Here is a 21354-nt window from a genome sequence, read left to right as displayed (position 1 = left end):
AGCTTCAAAGTTGTATTTTAAGCATTGTAGTGTAAGAGCGATATAGTAATAAATATTTCTGACTAAATAGAAATATCGAGTTAATTAATGCATGAACGAAATTTACTATTTATTTAGTTCCTAAGGAACAAAGTCTATCACTTCTTATGGCCAGGTTGAATTAGTTGAGTATAGAACCGATCAGTGTTGGTATTCTGTAGGTTTTAAGATATATAATCTGTATACAGTAATAAATTATCCTTTCTTACTGTATACGACGACTGCGTACTGCATCTAGGAATTAGATCTGATATAGAATATGTAGTAATATACGTAGTATACACAATGTGTGTACTAATGATAAAGCTTTGGTTGGTGTTATTAGTGCAGTAGTATGGAATATAGGTTAAAACATTTCAAGGTTATGCGCAATAACCAGATTAGTTATCAGGATTATTAGTTCTTGGAGGCGATAGTATGGCTAGCAGAGGTGTGAATAAAGTAATTTTAGTTGGCAATTTGGGTCGGGATCCGGAAATACGATATATACCTAATGGTAGTGCTGTTACTAACATAGCTTTGGCTACGTCTGAAAGTTGGCGTGACAAGCAGACTGGAGAAACAAAAGAAAAAACTGAATGGCACCGCGTGGTTCTGTTTGGAAAACTTGCTGAAGTAGCCTGTGAATACTTGCGTAAAGGCTCCCAAATATATATTGAAGGATCTCTTCAGACACGCAAATGGACTGATCAATCTGGAATCGAGAGGTATACTACAGAAGTAGTAGTGAATGTAGGTGGTACTATGCAGATGCTTGGTGGGCGTATACAGGGAAATCATTCATCAAGTAAAGAAGCGCAACTATCTCGTTCTCCACAAAAGCCTGCTCAGCTAGAGAATAGCTTACCTAATACTGAATCAATAGTGGATTTTGAAGATGATATTCCTTTTTAAGTAAATGTGCTGTATCTATTAATTATTAGGTTAGAGCTTTTAGGTACAATTAGGTATTTAATTCATTTAGTAACATATGATGTAATCATTACATGAAGATTGCAATTACCTTATACATAATACACTGATATTTATAATATAAAACATCGATATTTTGATATATTTTGAATATATACACTAGAGAAAAAATTTGATAAGGTCAAAACTACAGAAATTATCTATATATTTCTAATATGCAGTGTAGAATCAGATGGTTTTTTATAGTGATTGATCATCACATGGACCTCTATTTTTGAGCATCTTGCTAAATGTATTATTCAGTCATTATATTAGTAAAGGTAGTTAAGGATAAACTGATAACCAATGATACATGCATATTGCATATCCCAAAACCTATACAAGATTAGTTCTCATAAGTATTTTTTAACTGATGCGAATTCTTGAAAACATAATATTCTTAAAAAATTTACATATTTACACATAGGTCTTGTTAATTATAATTGTGTATTAGAGTCAAGTAGTTATGCAGATAACTCTTATTAAGGTAAAAAATTCTAACAATAAGTATATGATAATGTGAATACATGACATATTAGCTATAGATACTGATTTAGTTTAGAGCTTTGATATACTAGTCATGGTAATAACCACTTATTACCATTCATAATATATAAAGTAGCATTTTTGATGCTGAATTTTTCTAAAATTATACGATTTATCTTAAAATTATACTATTTATTGATTTGTATTAGTAAATTTAGTTTTTGCAACAATCTACTGCACTTAGAAAAGCCAAAATATCTTACTGCCTAATCGTAAGAGGTAACGCTATCAGTGAGTAACAGCCATACTAAACGATCAGTAGATAGCGGCCGCATCTACAATATATTCCTTTATCGGTATTAGTAATACTAACAGAGGATTGCTTTATAACCCCTGATAACGATAGCATTTTATGCTACTATAATTATCCATTTATAGTAGCGTCCATTTATAGTAGCGGACTAAAGAAGTAGAATAATCGCTCTAAAATACGTTTCCAATAGGAGCGCTGAACCCAACAGTTCATATCTATTAAGCGCGATTTAGCAATATAATTCTCTTGAACACGCGCCAGATCACTTCCAAATTGATGATTATCAATGACCAAGCTGATTTCAAAGTTAAGCCATAAACTTCGCATATCAAGATTGACCGTGCCAATGAGACTAAGCTGCTCATCAACAAGAATGCTTTTGCTGTGCAAAAGTCCACCTTCAAATTGATAGATTTTTACTCCAGCTTCAAGTAATTCGCTAAAAAATGCTCTACTAGCCCAACGGACTAGTAATGAATCATTATGACGTGGAATAACAATACTAACATCTACACCACGATAAGAAGCGATACAGATAGCGTGTAATAGATCATCGCTTGGAATCAGGTAGGGAGTGGTAATTATTAATTTTTTGCGTGCTGAAAAAACCACAGTTAATATCGCTTGATGAATAATATTTTCTGGAAAGCCTGGGCCTGATGCAATCACTAAAATAGTACGGTCATTCTTTTTTTCAAGAAACATAACCTTCTTATCTGGTTTTACTGGTAAAATGCGCTGCCCAGTTTCAATTTCCCAATCACTCGAATAAATAGCTCCCATGGTAGTTGCGATCGGACCTTCCATACGTGCCATTAAATCTATCCATTGACCAATTTTTGTGTTTTGTTTAAAAAAGCGCGGGTCCACTAGATTCATACTACCAGTATAAGCGATATGATTATCAATCAGAACCATTTTTCTATGCTGCCGTAAATCCATACGTCTAAAAAAAATTCGGAGTAGGCTAACTGGTAATGCTTCTACTACATCTATTCCAGCATTACGCATTCGATTTGGCCAAACTGTTCGAAAAAATTCTACACTACCAGCAGAATCAAGTAAAAGACGGCAGTACACCCCGCGTCGTGCAGAGGAGATTAGTGCTTCTGCAAGTTCATCAGCTTGTCCACCAGGTTTCCAGATATAAAAAACCATTTCAATGTTATGGGATGCTTTTTCTACATCCCGAATCAATGCGCGTAATGTATGATAACTGCTAGTCAGAAGCTCCAATTGGTTTCCTTTGATTCCGGAAATTCCCTGTCGATTTGCACAAAGATGAAATAGTGGTTGAGCAATCTCACTGTTCTGTGTAGGGTAAGGGTTTTGGATAGATTGTAAGTTTTTGAACCAGATAGCCATACAAGGCCACACTCTACGCGCTCGTTGAGCACGGCATTTACCTAAATGTAATTCTCCTAGAGTGAGGTAGGCAATAATTCCTAGAAGAGGTAAAACATAAATAATTAGTAACCAGGTCATTGCAGAGGGTACTGATCGGCGTTTAATTAAAATGCGACAAGTAATTCCAGCTATTAAAAACCAATAACCGAAAACTAGTAACCAGCTCATGGTGGTATAAAAAGTTGCAATCAAATTAATCATCCTGTTTACAGATTCATTTTGAGTTTGTTATAAAAACAGGAACCTGTAAGAAGGAAGTCCCTAGCAGGGTCATTATACTATCCAATAAAATACTAGTTTGAGTTTCTTAAATTGTGCCATCTAATAGTTTATATGTATCCAAGCGTTTTTAGTATAAGATTTATATCTATCGAGATGTGATATGTGTCATCATACAGAGCATAAGAACTATTGTAGAGTTACTATATGCATAGCGAGAGTTCTGATAGAAAGGTATACAAGTAGTAATAATTTTTATACATTGTGAATGTATACTGCTCTATTAGCTTTACCGTAATTAACGATCACATCGTACTATCTTCATAGTAGTGGTAATCTGTATTAATACGCAGCTGAAAGAGTTAGTGCCAGAGCCAACAGCGATCGATGTTTTCATGTACAGATATTGCATGATAGTGATAGAAATTAGAAGAATATCTTCTAACTAGAAGCAACTAATATTCAAAATATCTATGGTATACAGTTATCAGAATTTCTAGAGTTTGTGCGTGAGAAAGATTCTTTTAGCTTCCACAGCATAAAAATATATTTTTACTACAGCATATAGCGCTATAAGACAAAATCTATCAATAATTTATAGAACGGACACTTATATATAGAGCATACCTCTAAGACCTAAATGAGACCTGTTTAGGCTATTTTTAGTATAGTGGTAACTATAGATTATCATTTGATATAAGTTTAGCGCATTGCGCTATGTATATAAATATTGATAGCGGTATTAATTCTATATCTTTCGTTACAGCTTCTATGCTGTATGTCAGACAATAATAGATTAAAAACTTTATGGGCATAGTATGATACAGCTGAAGCCTGAGGTTATAAAGGCACGTAGTATCACTTCAAAAGGATTTTCCACTTATTTTTTAACAGTAGCATACTGACTTTTAGTGTTAGATCAAATATCATGATATGCAAGCATTATATCAATTTTTTCTAAAACTTACGTAATAACCTTGAGATCAAGGATAGGTTTTAAAATGTCTTATTATGCTTTCCGTTATTGTTGGAATATTTTTCTTCCTATGATTATTGGAGTTTACGATGATCAAGTAATAACCTTGCATTACTTTACAGGACGCAGAAAGCTTTATATTGCCACTTATTAGTTTTAGTATTTTGCAGATTCTTTATTCAGTTGGATAATTTTGGAGTATGCGTCTTGCATGTTTGTATTTTATTAGCTTGCACTTAACGTAAAGTGAAATCCTGATAGGATTACTTACTAAAAAAATAATAATAGGATAATTTTACAACAAATATGATCTAAAAATTATGGAGAATGCTAGGGCTCTACGATCTTATAGCTTTAAATGGCTCTTATCTCTGTTTGCGATACACAGGGACAGCATGTCCAATATAATCTAAAAATGCCAAATAATTAGCATTGATCGGAGTACAGTTATTGATATTTTAGAGATTATCGAAGATAACAATGTAGTACCATTAAGGCTCGAATAACTTTAGGTAATCTTTAGGTAATATTTGTGATGATAGAGCATTGTATCGTGCTATGCGTATACACTAGTCGTTAATATATAGAGATTCTGGGGTTTGTGTTTAGATTTTTTATAACTTCAACAATAAATAAATCATTAGATGTGTCCAGATCAATATAATGGATTAGAAGACATTGTAGATTCTAATCAGAAGATTATATATTTTGTGTGAACGAATTACAACAGCTTTCACTGATCAAGCAGAAATAGAGATTTAGTGCAAGCTACTGATGTAAATAAAAATTCATCTATTTTAGACAAAATTAACTGAAAATTTTAATCAAATCTTTTATCGTAAATATTTTCTTATAATGCATAGGTGGTAAAAATTTATCTTAAAAATGTTATTTTAAATCATGGAGCTTTATAAGACTAATAATAGCCGAACATTAATTACAATTAGTGATATCGCATAGAAAAATTCAAAAATTCTTATATAATATAAAAAATATATTATATACAATAAAGCAAGATCAAGGCTGAACATTTAAAATATTAGATATGATGGATGATCATAATTAAAGTTTAGGAAAAAGATAATCGGAGTAGGAATAATAATTGTTATCATACTGTGCGGTGTGATGTATTTGCGTGGGAGACGGAATTAATCTTTATTGGAGTTGTTAATTTTATACTTATAGCTTCGTGATAAATCAGGGTTATATTTTATCTTTACTTCAATTCAACCCCGCAACATGGATTACTCATCATTATCCAATACATAGCATCAGAAAAATATATTGTATATATCACATAATGAATAGAGCTCTAGTAGAGACAAAGATGTATTACAATATACTATCAATACAATTATCAATACAATTAATTTGATACTAGTGTAAATATACTATATTAGCATTACCTGTCGTGCTAGTTATTTCTTTTTGGAAAACCTATTTGTGGGCCTGATTTCAAAATCCCTCTTTTTGATTTAAAATGTTATTTTTCTGGAATTTGCTAGAAATTTTAAAGGTTAATTATATCTTATATGAAATAGAGTCACGTAATGCTCCCTGGCAGAGTGATCCCTTATTAAAATTGTGTTATAGTATGCAGCAAATATAATTAGTATTATTACACTCTATGAGTGCTTAACTTATATGTATATCTACTAATAGTAATACTATAAATTTTTATACATAGTATGATTTTCTTATTGTATAAGCATATTCGCATCTACTTTAATTTTGTATGATTACTAATAAGTTAAATGTTACATAATAAATCACACTCTAGGCATCTTATCGCATGATGTTATTATCCTTATATGATAGCAGATTCTATTAAGATAAATCTTACACTATCGATCTCTAAACATGTAATACGTTTGAAAAAGAACTATTACGTAATATTCTATTAACTAATCAACTGGGACCTCGAGAGAGCGCTATTGCTGTGTGCCGACTACGATTTGCATGTCAACCAAGATTATTAGAAGCATTGCCTTGATTTGACTAAACAATACTAGCAAGATTAAGTATAATGATCTTCTCTTTCCCAGAGCTCAATCATTGATTGCATTATGCAGTTTTGGATCTTGAAGCTTAAAATTTTTATTTATTACTAGCTCAGTCATAGAGCACTGAACATAAAGGTTGGGTCTGCATACACAAAGTAAGCCTAATAGAATTGTATTCTAGATCAATGCTAAGCGCGGGAGAGCATACCATAATGAATTATGGTATGCTCTCCCGCGCTTAGCATTGATCTTAGGTGTGATTAATATACGAAAACAAGGCATGCATAATGCTATAGTAATATCCCCTTGAGCAGGTCAATGTGTTTTCTGCTTTTTTTGATGGTTAGAAATCACTTGACAATTTATACCTGAAGACTAAATGTACTGATGATCTTAGTGTATATACTCTATATAATATAGCTATGTATATATTTATTAAGCGATTTAATGTACTTATAGATCTCATGAGAGAATTAAATAATGATATGATCATTACCAATGATGCATTATGTGCTAATATAATACTTGTATTATACACAGGAATAATGGATAATATCATGTATCATAAAATTAGTAATCTACTATGGGAACCTTGTTAGTCATCTGCAATGTGAATCTGCCAACTCGGTCAGGTTCGGAAGGAAGCAGCCGCAACAGATAACACATGTGCTGCATACAGCTAACACGGTTCCCGCCAATTGAGGTTATGATCTCTAATATAGTATAGAGAGATACCAATATAATGATGCCGTCACTAATCATATTAGAATACATTAATATATAAAAAATATATAAAATTATTTATAGTTAAAAATCACTGTATATCTATATTCCAGTTAGATTACACAATACGCAACAGATGCTTCAATGTGTTTCCACAATCCTCTTTTTCTTTTTTAAAAAATCGTTTTTCTACTACATTAGAAGTATTCTGTAACATTTTTTGGTATTTTAAGCTAACTGATGATACGACACATGCTTAGATCCCCATTCCTAACCTAATGCATCCTTGGGGATAGATTGACTTTCATGACCCATAAGGTCTATAGGAATGCACTATTGATACTATATGTATAGATGCTATAATCTCAATCCTTTCTATAAGCTAAAACCTTATTAGGTGCTCTAATAAATAAGGTACTATTTTGTATCTCTAAACACTAAATTATAGAGATATCTGGCTTTCTGGCCTAAGTATTTATCTAAATGCAATTAATAACTTCTAACAGAATGTTTTTATAACTTTTAGATTTGTACTATTATATAGTACCATCAGACAGGAAAGGGCAGCTACGCTTAAATTGATGCATATTAAAAACATATGACATCGCAATTTTCAATCAGAGAAAACAGTATAAATTTTGGTTTTTTAGTGCGACATGTTATTACCATAGTGGTTTTTCTGCCCGTTGTTCCTATTGCTTTAGCAAAAAATTATCAGTATTAGAGAAAATCAACTCTTGTTATCAAGGCACCGCATCTATGTGTAATATTTACAGATAGGATGCAATTAGTCTTAAGATAAATATCTATTAAATAGATAGCGAAATCAAATATTAATGTGGACATATTACCAATGATATATAGTATCAGTAGCGCCGAATTTCTGTGACTGTGCGTCAGCAGCTTCAAGCTCTTTTTGGCTGATCCTAGATCGTCTTGCTTCGTTAATAAAATGATGACTTTCTAGTACTTTTAGCGACTCATGACTTAACTTGTCTTTATATTGCCAGGCTAAAGCAAGACCAGTATTGCTCACGCCATTAGATTTCAACATTGGTAACAAACGACCAGAATAAGTTAAATCAGGGTCTTCAAAAAATTTTTGTAGATCTTGACAGACTTTTTGGTATTTAGGATTTGTATTAAGACTGTCTAGTATTTTTGCTATGCGCTTTAAATCATACAAGAGACTTTTTCCTACTTTAGAGACTGGATACTGAGTAGTTCGGCAATCGATATGTACAGTTTGTCCATATTTACGGCCTTCAGTAATAATTACATCCCAGTTTTTACGTATACTGAGTAGCCCTATACTATCTATCTTAGGAGCATCAGCAATTGCACACCAAATCAGAAACATATCCAAAAAGCGTATCTGTTCAGATGAAACACCAATAGGTGAAAATGGGTTAACATCCAATGAACGGACTTCTACATATTCAATCCCCCTGCGTTGTAATGCATCAGATTGAGCTTCACGACATCGCGTAACCCTCTTAGGCCGTATAGGTATATACAGTTCATTTTCAATCTGCAGAATGTTAGTATTTAATTGAATCCAATTTCCATTTTTATCCTTTACTCCCATTGCTGCAAATTCTTTTGATGGAGTTTGCATCGCTTTTTTTAAACTAATGATATAATCTTCAAAATTATTAAAGGTAATGTCTAAGTCGCTTGGAGATCTATTCAGATAACCCATGTTACTTAGGCGTAGTGAGGTGGCATGGGGTAAGAAAAACATTCCGTTTTCACTGTACTCCAATGGTAGTGCGCTAGCTTGACCTTGCATAAAAGAAGAACAAATGGCTGGTGATGCACCAAAAAGATACGGTATGACCCAACCAAGACGATAATAGTTGCGGATCATTTGTAAATAACCTGCAGAAATTATCTCTTTTCCGTTTTCTGCGTCACATACGCCCGCCCATGATTTCCAAAAAGATAACGGTAGTGAAAAATTATAATGCACCCCTGCAATAATTTGCATGGAGGCGCCATAGCGATTTTTTAATCCTTGACGATAATGTGTTTTCATTTGACCAATATATGACGATCCATATTGCGCGAGTTGTATTTTTTGGTTTGGATGCATCTTGCATGGCATGCTCATTGGCCACATAAGTTCTTTTCCTAACTGTCTAGATACATGACGATGCAGGTCACCTAAAAATTCTAGTAGGTGATCAATATCATCATCAACTGGCGTAATTAATTCCAGCAGCGCTTCCGCAAAATCTGTGGTAATCCATTGATGAGTCAGGGGTGATCCAAAACACATCGGGTGTCGAGTAGTAGCGAGTAACCCATCAGGTTTTACACGTAAAGTTTCTCGTTCAATACCTCGTTTTATGCCTCTTATTGAATCAGGATGAGACTCTAACCAGGAAAGGGCTTGCGATACATCCGGGATCAAAATTGACCTCCCGCTATAGAGAAATTTTATAATAAAGCATGATGTATTTCATGCACTGAGGTGACGGTATTTTTAATATTTCTTCAAAAGGATCATCTGTTTAGCAGAGCATTTTCAGGCTTTACTATATAACGATAGGTAATGGCTTAGTGCGCTGTCTGTAATTATATAATATATTATCGTATAATCTCATATTATGGAGTGAACTATAGAATATCTTATTATGATTTAACGCATAGCGTTGGCAGCGTATTGTTAAATTAAATTGGCTATCGTCTTTAAATAAAAAACTAACAGATCAGGAAAGAGTTCAGGCATATTTTGTTTGGATCATAACAATTATAGATATTAGTATATATAACTTGAATTAAAGATCAAACACGCTAGCTCTCTGTTAGAGCATATATCTATTCTTTTGAACATGTATATGCAATGTCCATCTATACATACCTGTCTGAATGCTTTTTCTGCTTAGAAAAAGAGCGCCTGCTATTTGCTGCTTTATGTACTGCAGAGTTTACTTTTTTAATTTTTTGCATTATTAAACAATATAAGAGCATTGAGATCAATATACTCACTCTGTTATTTGTGACATCATCATATATGATATATGAAGAATAGACCTCCAGGTATACATGATAAATTCAACGGTAATGTGATATATGCTAAAATATATCTACTATGAGCAGACCTAATTTACGCTATAAGATTTCTGTTTATGCTAGAGTCTTTTTGTACCATAACATTTTATGTGTACTTCATTGGACCGTAGTGGCGCGCATTTTTCTCATCTGTTAAAATTGGATGACAGTAGATATCACAATAGGTTATTAATCTTAGTGCATAATATAGAATGTGTTTTGTAGATTCACAACATCATAGAACAGTACCCTCTATATTATAGGTTATATCTTTTATAGCATATAATGCATAACAGATAACGATCGTATATGGAAAACAACAATTTTTAGTTAATTTTTACCAAAAGATACATAGTTATTTTTAGTAAAATTTTGATAGATGATTCTCTGATCACATATATTATCTTATTTAGAGTAGGTGATTCATGTTAAGGTATACACAATACCCTCTAGATACTAGAGCTATATATTGACGCAATAAGGCAATATCTATTCTAATATAGAATAGCGTTATAGTTTTATTATTTTAATGGATTTTACTGTATATGACAAAAGATTATTTATAATTGGGTACATCAGTTTTCCTATTTTTATTCATTGTTTCACTAAGAAAGAAGCTCGCTGTAATGTCGTTCAAATCTCAATGTAATAGGCACCAACAATACCTGATGCAACTGCCTAAAATTCCACAATCAGTGGCTGGTTTTAGCACATTATTTTCACCACTGGACTTTCGATATCTCTTATTAGAGAAAATTTCTTCTGCTACGTATAGGATCTATATTATTGCGCTATATTTAGAGAATGATGAAGGCGGACAAGCAGTCTTTTCCGCACTCTATGCAGCTAAAAAACAGAAACCCCATTTAGATATTTGTGTATTAGTGGACTGGCACCGTGCGCAACGTCGTCGCATTGGTACGGCGTTAGGCATGACTAATGCTGATTGGTATTACTTGATGGCTACTAAGAACCCAAATGATTCCGTTCCTGTTTATGGGGTTCCTGTCAATACTAGAGAAGCATGGGGTGTACTGCATCTGAAGGGATCGATTATTGATGACACTGTTTTGTATACTGGTGCGAGCTTTAATAACACTTATTTGCATCAGAAAGATACTTATCGTTACGATCGCTATCAATGCCTGAATAATCGGGAATTAGCGGATACGATGCTTCAATGGATTAAAAAAAGTCTATTGCAAGATAAAGCTGTTAATAGAATAGATCAACAAGATCCTTCCGCCCGCTCTGATATCAAATATTATACTCGAAAGTTTCGTCGGGCCTTGCGTCGATGCAATTATCAATTTCAGGCCCATGAAGAGCATGAATCTCTTGCTATTACTCCTCTTTTAGGCTTAGGAAAACATAGTCTTCTTAACAAGACAATTTATCACTTCATGTTATCTACGCAGTATGCTTTAATGATTTGCACTCCTTATTTTAACTTGCCACGTATTTTGGTCAAAAATATCCTATTTTTATTACAACAAGGAAAGACTGTAGAGATCATTGTTGGCGATAAAACCGCAAATGATTTCTATATTCCAGAGGATCAGCCCTTTACTATGATTGGCTCCTTACCTTACTTATATGAAATTAATTTACGCTCTTTTCTTAGCCGATTACAAAATTATATTAATACAGGACAGTTAATAGTCCGTGTATGGATGCACGGTCAAAACAGTTACCACCTGAAGGGGTTGTGGGTCGATAATGAATGGATGATGCTTACAGGAAACAATCTTAACCCACGCTCGTGGCGTCTAGATTTAGAAAATGCTATTTTGGTGCATGACCCACTACAACAACTGGCGCAACAGCGTTTCGATGAATTAAATGTGATCCGAAAACATACTATTTTGATACAAAACTTTCAGGATTTAGAAAGCATCTCTGATTACCCAAAACCAGTACGTAGATGTATTCGTCGCCTACGGAGTATACATATAGATCAACTGCTTCGTGCTATTTTATAAATGACCATGCAATTGAATGCCCGAGATGTGTCTTGTATTGTGTCATCTACATAGCTTGAGTGGAGCTGTAGGTACTAGTTAAGAGTATTAAGAGTAAATCAGTCTATATAGATTAAACCTAGTAAAATATCAACTCTTTATCGGTATGATATTGGAGGCTATAAATATAATATAAAATATAAAATATAAAATGTATTAGTTTGTTTATTTTAACATAACTATATGCATGCTTATAGATTATCCGGTGGTGTTTCCAGCAGTCTACTTATATTATATTATATTATCTCAATGCTATATATAATACAGCATAATATATCAGACTAAATGGACTACCATCGCCATCACTGTTACGAAGGCTAATGCTGCATATATTATGATTTTCAGAAATTTAAGAGTCTTCTATGTTTTTGTTTAATCTCAATAATAATATTTTCTATATTGTCAATTGATTATCTGTTTGAGTGAATTACCTCAATATAGCTAATTCTTATAGAATAGCTGATCTTTTTATAAGAGAAAATTGGTATTATGGTTATAAAATTTTTAGTGCGAGCATTAATAGTTAAGCTTTAATAGAATTCTATTGCTATATAGAATATATCTATGACTCTAGAATTATATTCTCGATCTCTTGTGAGGGCTGTTGTTCAAAGGAAACATGATGTTAATTTTTCATACCTAAAACATATAGCGCACTTATAATTTATTTACTGTGTAAATACTAAGCATATGATGTGTCATATGCTATACTAATAGTAGATTCACCGAAGATCACTTATCATGCTTATATAAGTTTCAGATGGATTATTATAGTATTGTTTATGTTTAACTTATATAAATTTCTATTTGCATTAGTGAGCTATAATGTATGTTGGCTAATGATATGATCATACGGTTTTGTATAAAATACATTGCGAATAAATATAATTCAGCGCTCCATTAAGATAACATTAATTAAATGAATGAATCTTATCATGGCTATTATGCCTATGATATAATGCAACAGATCCTATGGTTTGGTGATGTTGTATATAAACATATGATGATATCATAAATATACTGATACTGTTGAATGATGCAGAGATGTAGATTACACTGATTGAGTATAGGATTATTTTTAGTATAGGTATATTTTACTAAGGCCGGCGTCTTAATATCAAAACGTAGAATAATGAATCGGTATTGTATCAGTATCTTGGAAGATAGAAAACTAGATTGAAATAATAATAGGATTGTCCCGGTGTGAATCAGTATTTGTAATATTCATTATTTGTGCTGAACATTTAATAAAACATCTATCTGTTAATAAGTTATTAGCAAATAATATAAAAACAGTAATCAGATCATATCTGATATTTTATTACATCTATAATTATCTATAGATAGTCTAGTTAGTTTTAATACTATCCCTCCTCACAAAACTTCAGGAGCGGTTTCTATGTATGAAGTCTATGTAATAGGATTAAAAGAATATATTTTATCGTATAGTCATGTTTCATGATGTGACTGAAGTTTTAAAAATGCATTGATATGTAATATCATTATTCTTCAACATTGTACTCAGGTAATACTGTAATTTTTTAAATTTTCAGCATGTTGTCGCGCAAACCTAAAAAATGATCAATTAAGAGTTAAAGATATGATTACATGTGCTGAGGTTATCTGTCTCATCTTATAGATAGAACACATTATGATACCAGATATAATATATCAAGGAGCTTAAGTGCAGATATTATCTAGATGTGTGCTTATTGTAATAATAGCAATGATACCAGGCTGTATGGCTGGTATCATTGTCAGCGCTGCCGTAGCAACTAAAGCGATTACTGATCCGAGGACTTTTGGTACTCAGATTGATGACGCGACTTTAGAATTTCGTGTAATGCATGATTTACATCAAGACAAGCAAATTCAGAGGTTTTCTCATATAATTGCTACTGTTTATCAGGGTAGAGTACTACTTACAGGTCAAGCACCAGATATTACCCTATCACAACGTGCGCAAAACATTGCTATATCCATTCATGGCATACATGAAGTATATAACGAAATCCGCTTAACTCATCAGGTGGACTCACATACTATGTCATCGGATATGTGGATCACTACTAAAGTTCTATCGCAGTTGCTCTATAATAATCAGGTCAAATCTTCACATATTAAAGTTCATACTGAAAATAGTGAAGTTTTTCTTTTAGGTACAGTAACTCATACAGAAGCCATCACTGCAGTGGAAATTGCGCGTAGAGTTCACGGCGTAAACCATGTTACAACTGCTTTTTCTGTTATAGAGTAATACTAGACACAAATATACTTAGATATCTATGCTGATTTTATTCATGAAGCATATGCAGTATGTTATTTATATCTATCGGGGTATCTATCGGTGAGCTATAAGGTAGACCCCGTCGTAGCATCTATCGTCAAAAAATTAATATTTTGTAAGTAGAATACAGATTAATAATAAGGTATATAACAGTCGTAGGTGATAGTTTATCTTGAATAAATACACTAAAAATCAGTATTTTTCTTTTTGAAGTCATCACTTATTTTTCAATTACAAATCATCAACATATTTATATGTTAATCAAATATTATTTTTTACATAATGATGCGTATCATCTCAATAGTATTAAATAAAGCATATTTAATACTATTGAGAGTGTATTGCTTTTATAACAGTAGTTAAAAACAGTAGTTAAATTAGTTAAATTGCCACTATAGATTTTCAGAGCGTAACGCAAGAATCCATATAAAGCAATTTTTGAATTATTTTAGAATCAATTGTACTGTTCAGTAATAAAACTAACTAGTAATATATGAGGTTCTTCTTGTAAGAGAAGTTGAATGAATATTATTAATGGTTATTTTATGCATAACCATTCGTATTTATTATTGTTGAGCGCGCAACAGGAGTAGCAATAATAATTGATATGATGTGATATATCTATCATCTAATATGATAGATATTCTTTGCCTGTTTGGCTAAAATATAACTAATAAAATTATAAGATTGATAGCATCCGTCATTAGTGTCGCTACTAATATGAGTATCGCTACTCAGATAAACCTAGGACTGTTGTTAAATTATTTGCTACTATAGCGTGCGATACAGATGTTAATCGATATAAACTGAGCAATCCTTAATATATGCTTTTAATCATTACAGTAGATTGATCAATGATCATATACTGATTTTAAAAACTCCTGTCGAGTATTATCACTGGACTTAAAAAGTCCACCTAGAGAGGTGGTTATAGTAGCACTAGTGATATCACGAATACCACGCCCCTTAACGCAATAGTGAGTAGCCTCAATAGAGACTGCTACATTACAAGTATCAAGCAGTATTTGCAATGCTATAAAAATTTGTTGAATTAGTCTTTCTTGCACCTGAGGGCGACGTGAAAAAAACTGCACTACACGATTAATTTTTGATAAACCAATGACCTTATCTTGTGGGATATATGCAACTGTAGCCCTACCATCAATGATAACAAAATGATGCTCGCAGATGCTAGTTAGGTTAATGTTGCGCACGATTACTATTTCATCAGCTTTTACTATATTGTTAACTAAAGTAATTTGAGGGAAATTCGCATAATTTAAACCAGAAAAGATCTCATCAACATACATTTTAGCAATACGCTGTGGTGTTTGTGAAAGACTAGCATCTTCTAGGTTTAGATCTAAAAGTTGCATGACGGATGCTATATGTTGAGCGATGATCTGCTTTCGTTTGCTATTATTTATTGCTTGTCGAGGTGATTGAAGCGGATTCTCAAGACCACAGGTTAGTAACGCTTCGTGAACTCGTTTGGCTTCTGGACTCCATGTATCCATTTCCATATATTATCTCCGTGAGAGTAGCGATGTATGTTTCTAGGATTAGGTTTTTATATCTTACACATCGTAGTTATTTGTTCGGGGACGAAATGTAGTAACAAGATAAGCGGGTGCGGAATAATGTTACTGTAACATACAGGGTCACTTTTTATTTTATGTTGTAAATGCTATTTTGATATACAATATGAACATATTCTACTGTATTTATAGTATAAGCATAACCTTTATACTGCAAAGGTTTTGAGGTTTTGAATATAGTGAGGATTATAATTGTAGACCATAATAGATCAACAAGTACTATTAACTGTTCTTGGTCACTCAAGACTTATATGTTTGAAAGGCTGCATACAAAAACAGTCAGAGTAAATTAATAATACATTTAAGTTATATGACACAAAAGAAGAACACGCATTACACTTTAGTAATAATAAATAGATTAACAACAATGAATAAGCATAAAACAGAAATTAATATTGATAGTATAAACAAATCACGTATTTACTGGGCATGTCGTCGAGGCATGCGAGAGCTTGATCTTTTAATAATACCGTTTTTTAAATATAACTTTGATTCTCTAAAAAAGAGAGATAAGCAACTTTTTTCGCACTTGTTAGAGAGAGATGATCCTGACTTATTTAGTTGGTTAATGAATCATGAAGAGCCGGTAGATGCGAATTTTAAAAGAATTATCAGTATTATACAAGATAGCAATCAACAAAGAGATGCTGAAACATTATGAATGTATCCAACCATGATGCGATCATATGAAGTTTTTTTAATTTATGCGGTCTACAATAGAGTCTAGACCGGACTAGACTCAGCGAGACCATCTTAATAAAGATTCGAAAATATATGATTTAGAAGATTGATAGTACGTATATAATTTATATGTTCTGATATCGCATTAAGAGCAATCTTCTACTTCGCTGGATTAAATGGTATTTATATCAGTTTTAGGATTCTCTATTAGAGATTTATATTACTAAAAGTAAGAGCAATATTAAGTGTACAGTTTAAGACCTGATGCTACTTATGATAGATTTTAGGGGCATTCAATGCTCTAATTTGGTTAACGATTATTCAGTAATAGTATTTATAAGCTCAAGCCCCTGTTGTTCATCGGGCATTACATCTTAACAGTGACCTGATATGAGGATACATATTGTAAAGATATACTACATTAAGTTTTTGCTAAATAGCTTAAAATTTAATTTTTATTAAAACTCTCTTGAGGATTTTTTAAAATAAGTAAGACAGATTGTATACTATACCCGATATGTTTTAGCTATATTGATGTCAAACAAGAAGAGTAAGAGAATTACTCTCTATCAATATATTGCGATATATTGATAGAGAGTATAGAAACATGTTCTTAATAAATAAAAATCTGTTATTAGTTTTCTTTTTAGCGCATATATAATAATTAATTATATCAAAAGGTAACGATAGAGTTATCTTACTATATAAAATATTAATCAATAATGCTTCGTGATGCTATCTTTTTTAAAGATTGGCTAACTTTTGATAAAAATAACAGTGACACAATACGAGATATATGTGATTACAGACTGGCATGTATTTATAAATCTAAAATTTATCTCGTATAATTCACTATACCGTGAGTTGTAGTCCGTTATTATTCTAATAACGTTAATGAATTTTTGCCATACCATACGCTAGAGTAAGTTGTTGGACATCTATTTTCATATTGAATGACATACTATTAATAAACTATATTTATAGAGATACCTATATTATCTATGGTAATATATTTATACTACTATATAGTAGATCGTTGATATGGTAAGAGTAATGCGTTTTTACATGAAAGGATAATACTTATAACGCAGACATTGACAGTAACACCATCACCAATATCATATAATTATATCCAATGAATATTGGAAACTTTCGAATCACATACATTAGAATAATGATAGGTTATATATTAGTTGATTCTGTATTAAGACTATTGAAGAATTTAGAGAGGTAAAAATAATAGCAGTAATTTATTTGATGCTAAATCTTGCCTGTAACAATAATGATCAGAGAAGCTAGTGTCTATAACATGCCACTGTGCTAGTGACACTCTGGCAATAGAGTGAGTTATGTGCATCAAATACAGAATTTTCAAAGTCTTTATTTGATATTATTTGAGGGGGCTGAATGCATAATACAACTAGGTTGCTAGCTTCTTTTTTGGTACCCATGGATTTAATAATCACTAAAAAATCTAATTGTTAGAAGACGATTCTAACAAGTTATAGAAATAGATATCATAATCTACAGTTATACTGTAAGAATATATACTGATATATTTTTAATGATTATTGCTAACCTCTACAGTTATTTCAGTTATCTACAATAAATAAATTGGGTTAGTAATCTGAATCTTTCATAAAAGGCCATCAAGTATAATCCCGACTTTGAGTTTAAAGATATCTCTGGTGCAACAGAGATATTAGAACATGTATTACAATGGACAGTATCTCTGTGTTTAATGTTTAGAAAATTATTTATCTTAGTTTTTACTATTACTAGTTACTAAGCAGTGTCTTAGATCTCTTATGTTGAGTCTTTTGAAATGGTAAAATTTGTTCAGTATGGACCTTTTTAGTTAAGAAAAACAAAGCAAGTTTTAGTTTTGTGTTTTAATAATTTTTTGTCTACGTAATTTCATTCAGGTTTTTATATTTAGAGGAGCTCATCTTATCTCTAATATAAAATGATGTAGTGGAAATTTGTGCGATTTAAGTTTCAGTATATGATACTTGATATATTTTTGGTGTTTTATAAAAGGCTTTCGATGGTTATCATTACTTCTGATGATATTGATCAATATCCATTACTCTAACACTATTCAGGATTCTATCGGGCAGTATGATCCATAAGGTGATATGTATTGCACTTTACCTCTTATCATTATCATTATTCTGACGTTATTAGATACAAGGTAGTGATAGATTTTTAATGTAGGTTATCAATAGATATGCAACGACTCAAAGAAATCTTTAAAGCAACTAGCCAGAATTAGATGTAACTCATAGAGTTATCTGATGCACAGAATAAGCTTCTTATATACCGTTGTAGAATTCTGCTTTATCTTCATTAATCGTGTATAAAATCATCACAGGTTATAGCACTAGCAGTAATCTACTGTATGAGCAATATAGATGTATTATATGTATAATAATAGTGCATAAATAGTTGCTGTGTATATATTACATTTAATACGCAATACATGTAAATCATTATGTGATGAATATCACTTCACAATCTTATCGATAGTACGATTTACGAATCATTAAAAAAACAACTCATCCAACCCACAAAGAGTGAACAAAGAACATATAAAATATTCTATCATTAGATTCTGTTCGCACAGGTCATAATAAAAGTCATTTTGAGATAGGTTGTAATTTTTTAGTAGAAACTAAAAAATAGATTTTTTAAAAACTAATCCGTTCACAATAAGACTGCTCGATTTCGGAATTATTGCTCATGATGAGAGAAATTATGAATACAGATACAAGCAAAGAAAATAATACTACCCAAAAGTCTATCTACTGCCTAGTGCGCATATAGTTTAGTATGCTTATAAAGCATCGAATAATTGTACAATTATGGAGTATTACAATCAACGGAATAAATTAAAAACACAAGTTAAGATCGTATATTGTAAGATGTTATGTATATTAGTACAGCTAGCAGAACTAGTACAACATCAGTAACTAGTATGTCATGACGATACATTAGGTCTATCGGGAATCCCAAAATAAGATAAAAGCAAGAATTGATTTTATAAATCTTTTTCAAAGAGAGCAGTGATGTATATATGTAATATAAATCGATTTAGGCTCAACTATGATGAACATGCTTAAAAGCACTTCCTAGTAATGCAGGCATCAAAAATCGTATTTTCCTTATAATACGATTGATATTTTTTCAAGATAATACCTCTAGATAATTGACTTGACAGAGCCAATTAGCATAATTATGCCACTAAATATTCCAACCTTAATCACTCTGTTGCGTATAGTATTAATACCATTTTTTGTGTTAGTTTTTTACTTACCATCTCAATGCAGCTCTTTGATGTGTGCGTTAATCTTTGTCTGTGCAGCAGTCACTGACTGGTTTGATGGTTTTCTTGCGCGACGATGGCAACAGACAACACAATTAGGTGCCTTTCTGGATCCAGTAGCAGATAAAATCATGGTTGTTACAGCATTTATATTAATCGTAGAATGCTTTCATTCTTGGTGGATTACATTGCCGGTATCAATTATGATTGCTCGTGAAATTATTATTTCTGCTTTGCGTGAATGGATGTCGGTAATAGGAAAGCGTAATAGTGTAGCAGTGTCATGGACTGGCAAGGCTAAAACCACTATACAGATGCTTGCGTTATTCGCATTACTTTGGCATCCAAATAATATCGTAAAAATAGTAGGTATTACAACATTATATATTGCAGCGGCTTTAACATTTTGGTCTATGTTGCAATATTTCTATGTATCACGACATTATTGGCTGAAAAAGAAATGAACATAGCTGCCCTAGAAGAATAGTAGTACAATAATTAAGAAAAATTTAATTGACTCGTGTTCACATACTAGTACAATGTTATGTATTAGTCTTATATGTCTATATATTATCATTATTACTATTTTATATAGTTCATTAGAAAAAATATCTAGCTTCCAATTACTAATCGCGAATATTGAAATGCATAGCTATTGAGTGCATGGAAGCTTTACCTAAAACTAAAAATAAAAATAAAAAAACTGTTATTATGATCAATAATAACAACATAATCATTAAAGGGTTATATTGTAACAATCGATCATAAGGCGCGTTGGCAGAGTGGTCATGCTACGGACTGCAAATCCGTCCACCTCGGTTCGACTCCGAGATGCGCCTCCATCTTACACTTAGCCCGGATGGTGAAATTGGTATACACAAGGGACTTAAAATCCCTCGGCGCATAGCTATGCGGGTTCAAGTCCCGCTCCGGGCACCACTATGACTTTAATGAAAATTCAATCAGTTATTTTAGCTATTAATATCAATTATATAGTATAGATTAGTGCGATATACTAGATACTAGTATAGTATATTCTAGCAAATATTTCCTCATACTTATTAGGCAGGTAATACGTATGATTTTATAGAACAAGATCCTAATAAATACTAGCGTATCATTCTTTTATGTTCACTTTTATGCTTATTGATACAAGAACTTCATGCTTATTGATACAAGAACTTATTGATATAAGAAAATACTGCGGCATATACTATATATATCGAAAGTAGAAAAATATACATTTTATGTATAATAAGGAAAGGATA

8 protein-coding genes, 2 tRNA genes and 1 other RNA gene are annotated in these 21354 nt (G+C 32.0%); 8 read left to right on the top strand and 3 right to left on the bottom strand.

Annotation, left to right across the window (positions count from 1 at the left end; genetic code table 11):
- Positions 1-456 precede the first annotated feature (456 nt).
- The gene (locus CIPSTX3056_RS02320; protein WP_072666334.1) at positions 457-933 is read left to right on the top strand and encodes a single-stranded DNA-binding protein; all 477 of its coding nucleotides are present in this window, start codon (positions 457-459) and stop codon (positions 931-933) included.
- A gap of 991 nt (positions 934-1924) precedes the next feature.
- On the opposite strand, the gene cls is transcribed toward CIPSTX3056_RS02320, so the two are convergent.
- The gene (gene cls / locus CIPSTX3056_RS02315) at positions 1925-3385 is read right to left on the bottom strand and encodes a cardiolipin synthase (protein ID WP_072666531.1); all 1461 of its coding nucleotides are present in this window, start codon (positions 3383-3385) and stop codon (positions 1925-1927) included.
- A 3602-nt stretch (positions 3386-6987) separates the two neighbouring features.
- On the opposite strand from cls, the gene ffs reads away from it, so the two are divergent.
- An RNA gene (gene ffs, locus CIPSTX3056_RS02310) (signal recognition particle sRNA small type) lies at positions 6988-7082 on the top strand.
- An 882-nt stretch (positions 7083-7964) separates the two neighbouring features.
- Here the strand turns inward: ffs and gshA are convergent.
- Positions 7965-9533 carry a glutamate--cysteine ligase gene (gene gshA, locus CIPSTX3056_RS02305; protein WP_072666333.1) on the bottom strand — a complete coding sequence of 523 codons (1569 nt, stop codon included), beginning with the start codon at positions 9531-9533 and terminating at the stop codon, positions 7965-7967.
- Between the two features lie 1267 nt (positions 9534-10800).
- Here gshA and pssA point away from each other — a divergent pair.
- Entirely contained in the window at positions 10801-12156 is a 1356-nt protein-coding gene (gene pssA, locus CIPSTX3056_RS02300; RefSeq protein ID WP_072666332.1) for a CDP-diacylglycerol--serine O-phosphatidyltransferase, read from the top strand.
- 1723 nt (positions 12157-13879) lie between these two features.
- Positions 13880-14452, top strand: coding sequence for a division/outer membrane stress-associated lipid-binding lipoprotein (gene dolP, locus CIPSTX3056_RS02295; protein WP_072666331.1), 573 nt, complete (start codon positions 13880-13882; stop codon positions 14450-14452).
- Between the two features lie 881 nt (positions 14453-15333).
- Here dolP and folE read toward each other — a convergent pair.
- Complete coding sequence (gene folE, locus CIPSTX3056_RS02290) at positions 15334-15999, bottom strand: GTP cyclohydrolase I FolE (RefSeq protein WP_072666530.1); 666 nt, start codon at positions 15997-15999, stop codon at positions 15334-15336.
- Between the two features lie 448 nt (positions 16000-16447).
- Between folE and sdhE the strand changes: the two genes are divergently transcribed.
- The 4 genes from sdhE (at position 16448) to CIPSTX3056_RS02270 (ending at position 21025) form a co-directional block, all read left to right on the top strand.
- The gene (sdhE, locus tag CIPSTX3056_RS02285) at positions 16448-16741 is read left to right on the top strand and encodes an FAD assembly factor SdhE (RefSeq protein ID WP_414835984.1); all 294 of its coding nucleotides are present in this window, start codon (positions 16448-16450) and stop codon (positions 16739-16741) included.
- 3257 nt (positions 16742-19998) lie between these two features.
- A complete protein-coding gene (gene pgsA, locus CIPSTX3056_RS02280; RefSeq protein WP_072666330.1) occupies positions 19999-20550 on the top strand; it encodes a CDP-diacylglycerol--glycerol-3-phosphate 3-phosphatidyltransferase in 552 nt (183 codons plus the stop codon).
- Positions 20551-20854: 304 nt separating this feature from the next.
- A tRNA-Cys gene (locus CIPSTX3056_RS02275) sits at positions 20855-20928 on the top strand.
- Between the two features lie 11 nt (positions 20929-20939).
- Positions 20940-21025: transfer RNA gene (locus CIPSTX3056_RS02270), tRNA-Leu, on the top strand.
- Positions 21026-21354 lie beyond the last annotated feature (329 nt).

The organism is Candidatus Erwinia haradaeae (assembly GCF_900698965.1).
Lineage (GTDB): Bacteria > Pseudomonadota > Gammaproteobacteria > Enterobacterales > Enterobacteriaceae > Erwinia_E > Erwinia_E haradaeae_A.
Note: the sequence above shows the minus strand (reverse complement) of the source record. Positions and strands in the feature narration are given on the sequence as shown.

What these genes read in the sequence shown, in the direction of transcription:
- CIPSTX3056_RS02320 (WP_072666334.1), top strand. Translation starts at nt 457, where the DNA reads ATGGCTAGCAGAGGTGTGAATAAAGTAATTTTAGTTGGCAATTTGGGT.
- pssA (WP_072666332.1), top strand. Translation starts at nt 10,801, where the DNA reads ATGTCGTTCAAATCTCAATGTAATAGGCACCAACAATACCTGATGCAA.
- folE (WP_072666530.1), bottom strand. Translation starts at nt 15,999, where the DNA reads ATGGATACATGGAGTCCAGAAGCCAAACGAGTTCACGAAGCGTTACTA.
- sdhE (WP_414835984.1), top strand. Translation starts at nt 16,448, where the DNA reads ATGAATAAGCATAAAACAGAAATTAATATTGATAGTATAAACAAATCA.
- pgsA (WP_072666330.1), top strand. Translation starts at nt 19,999, where the DNA reads ATGCCACTAAATATTCCAACCTTAATCACTCTGTTGCGTATAGTATTA.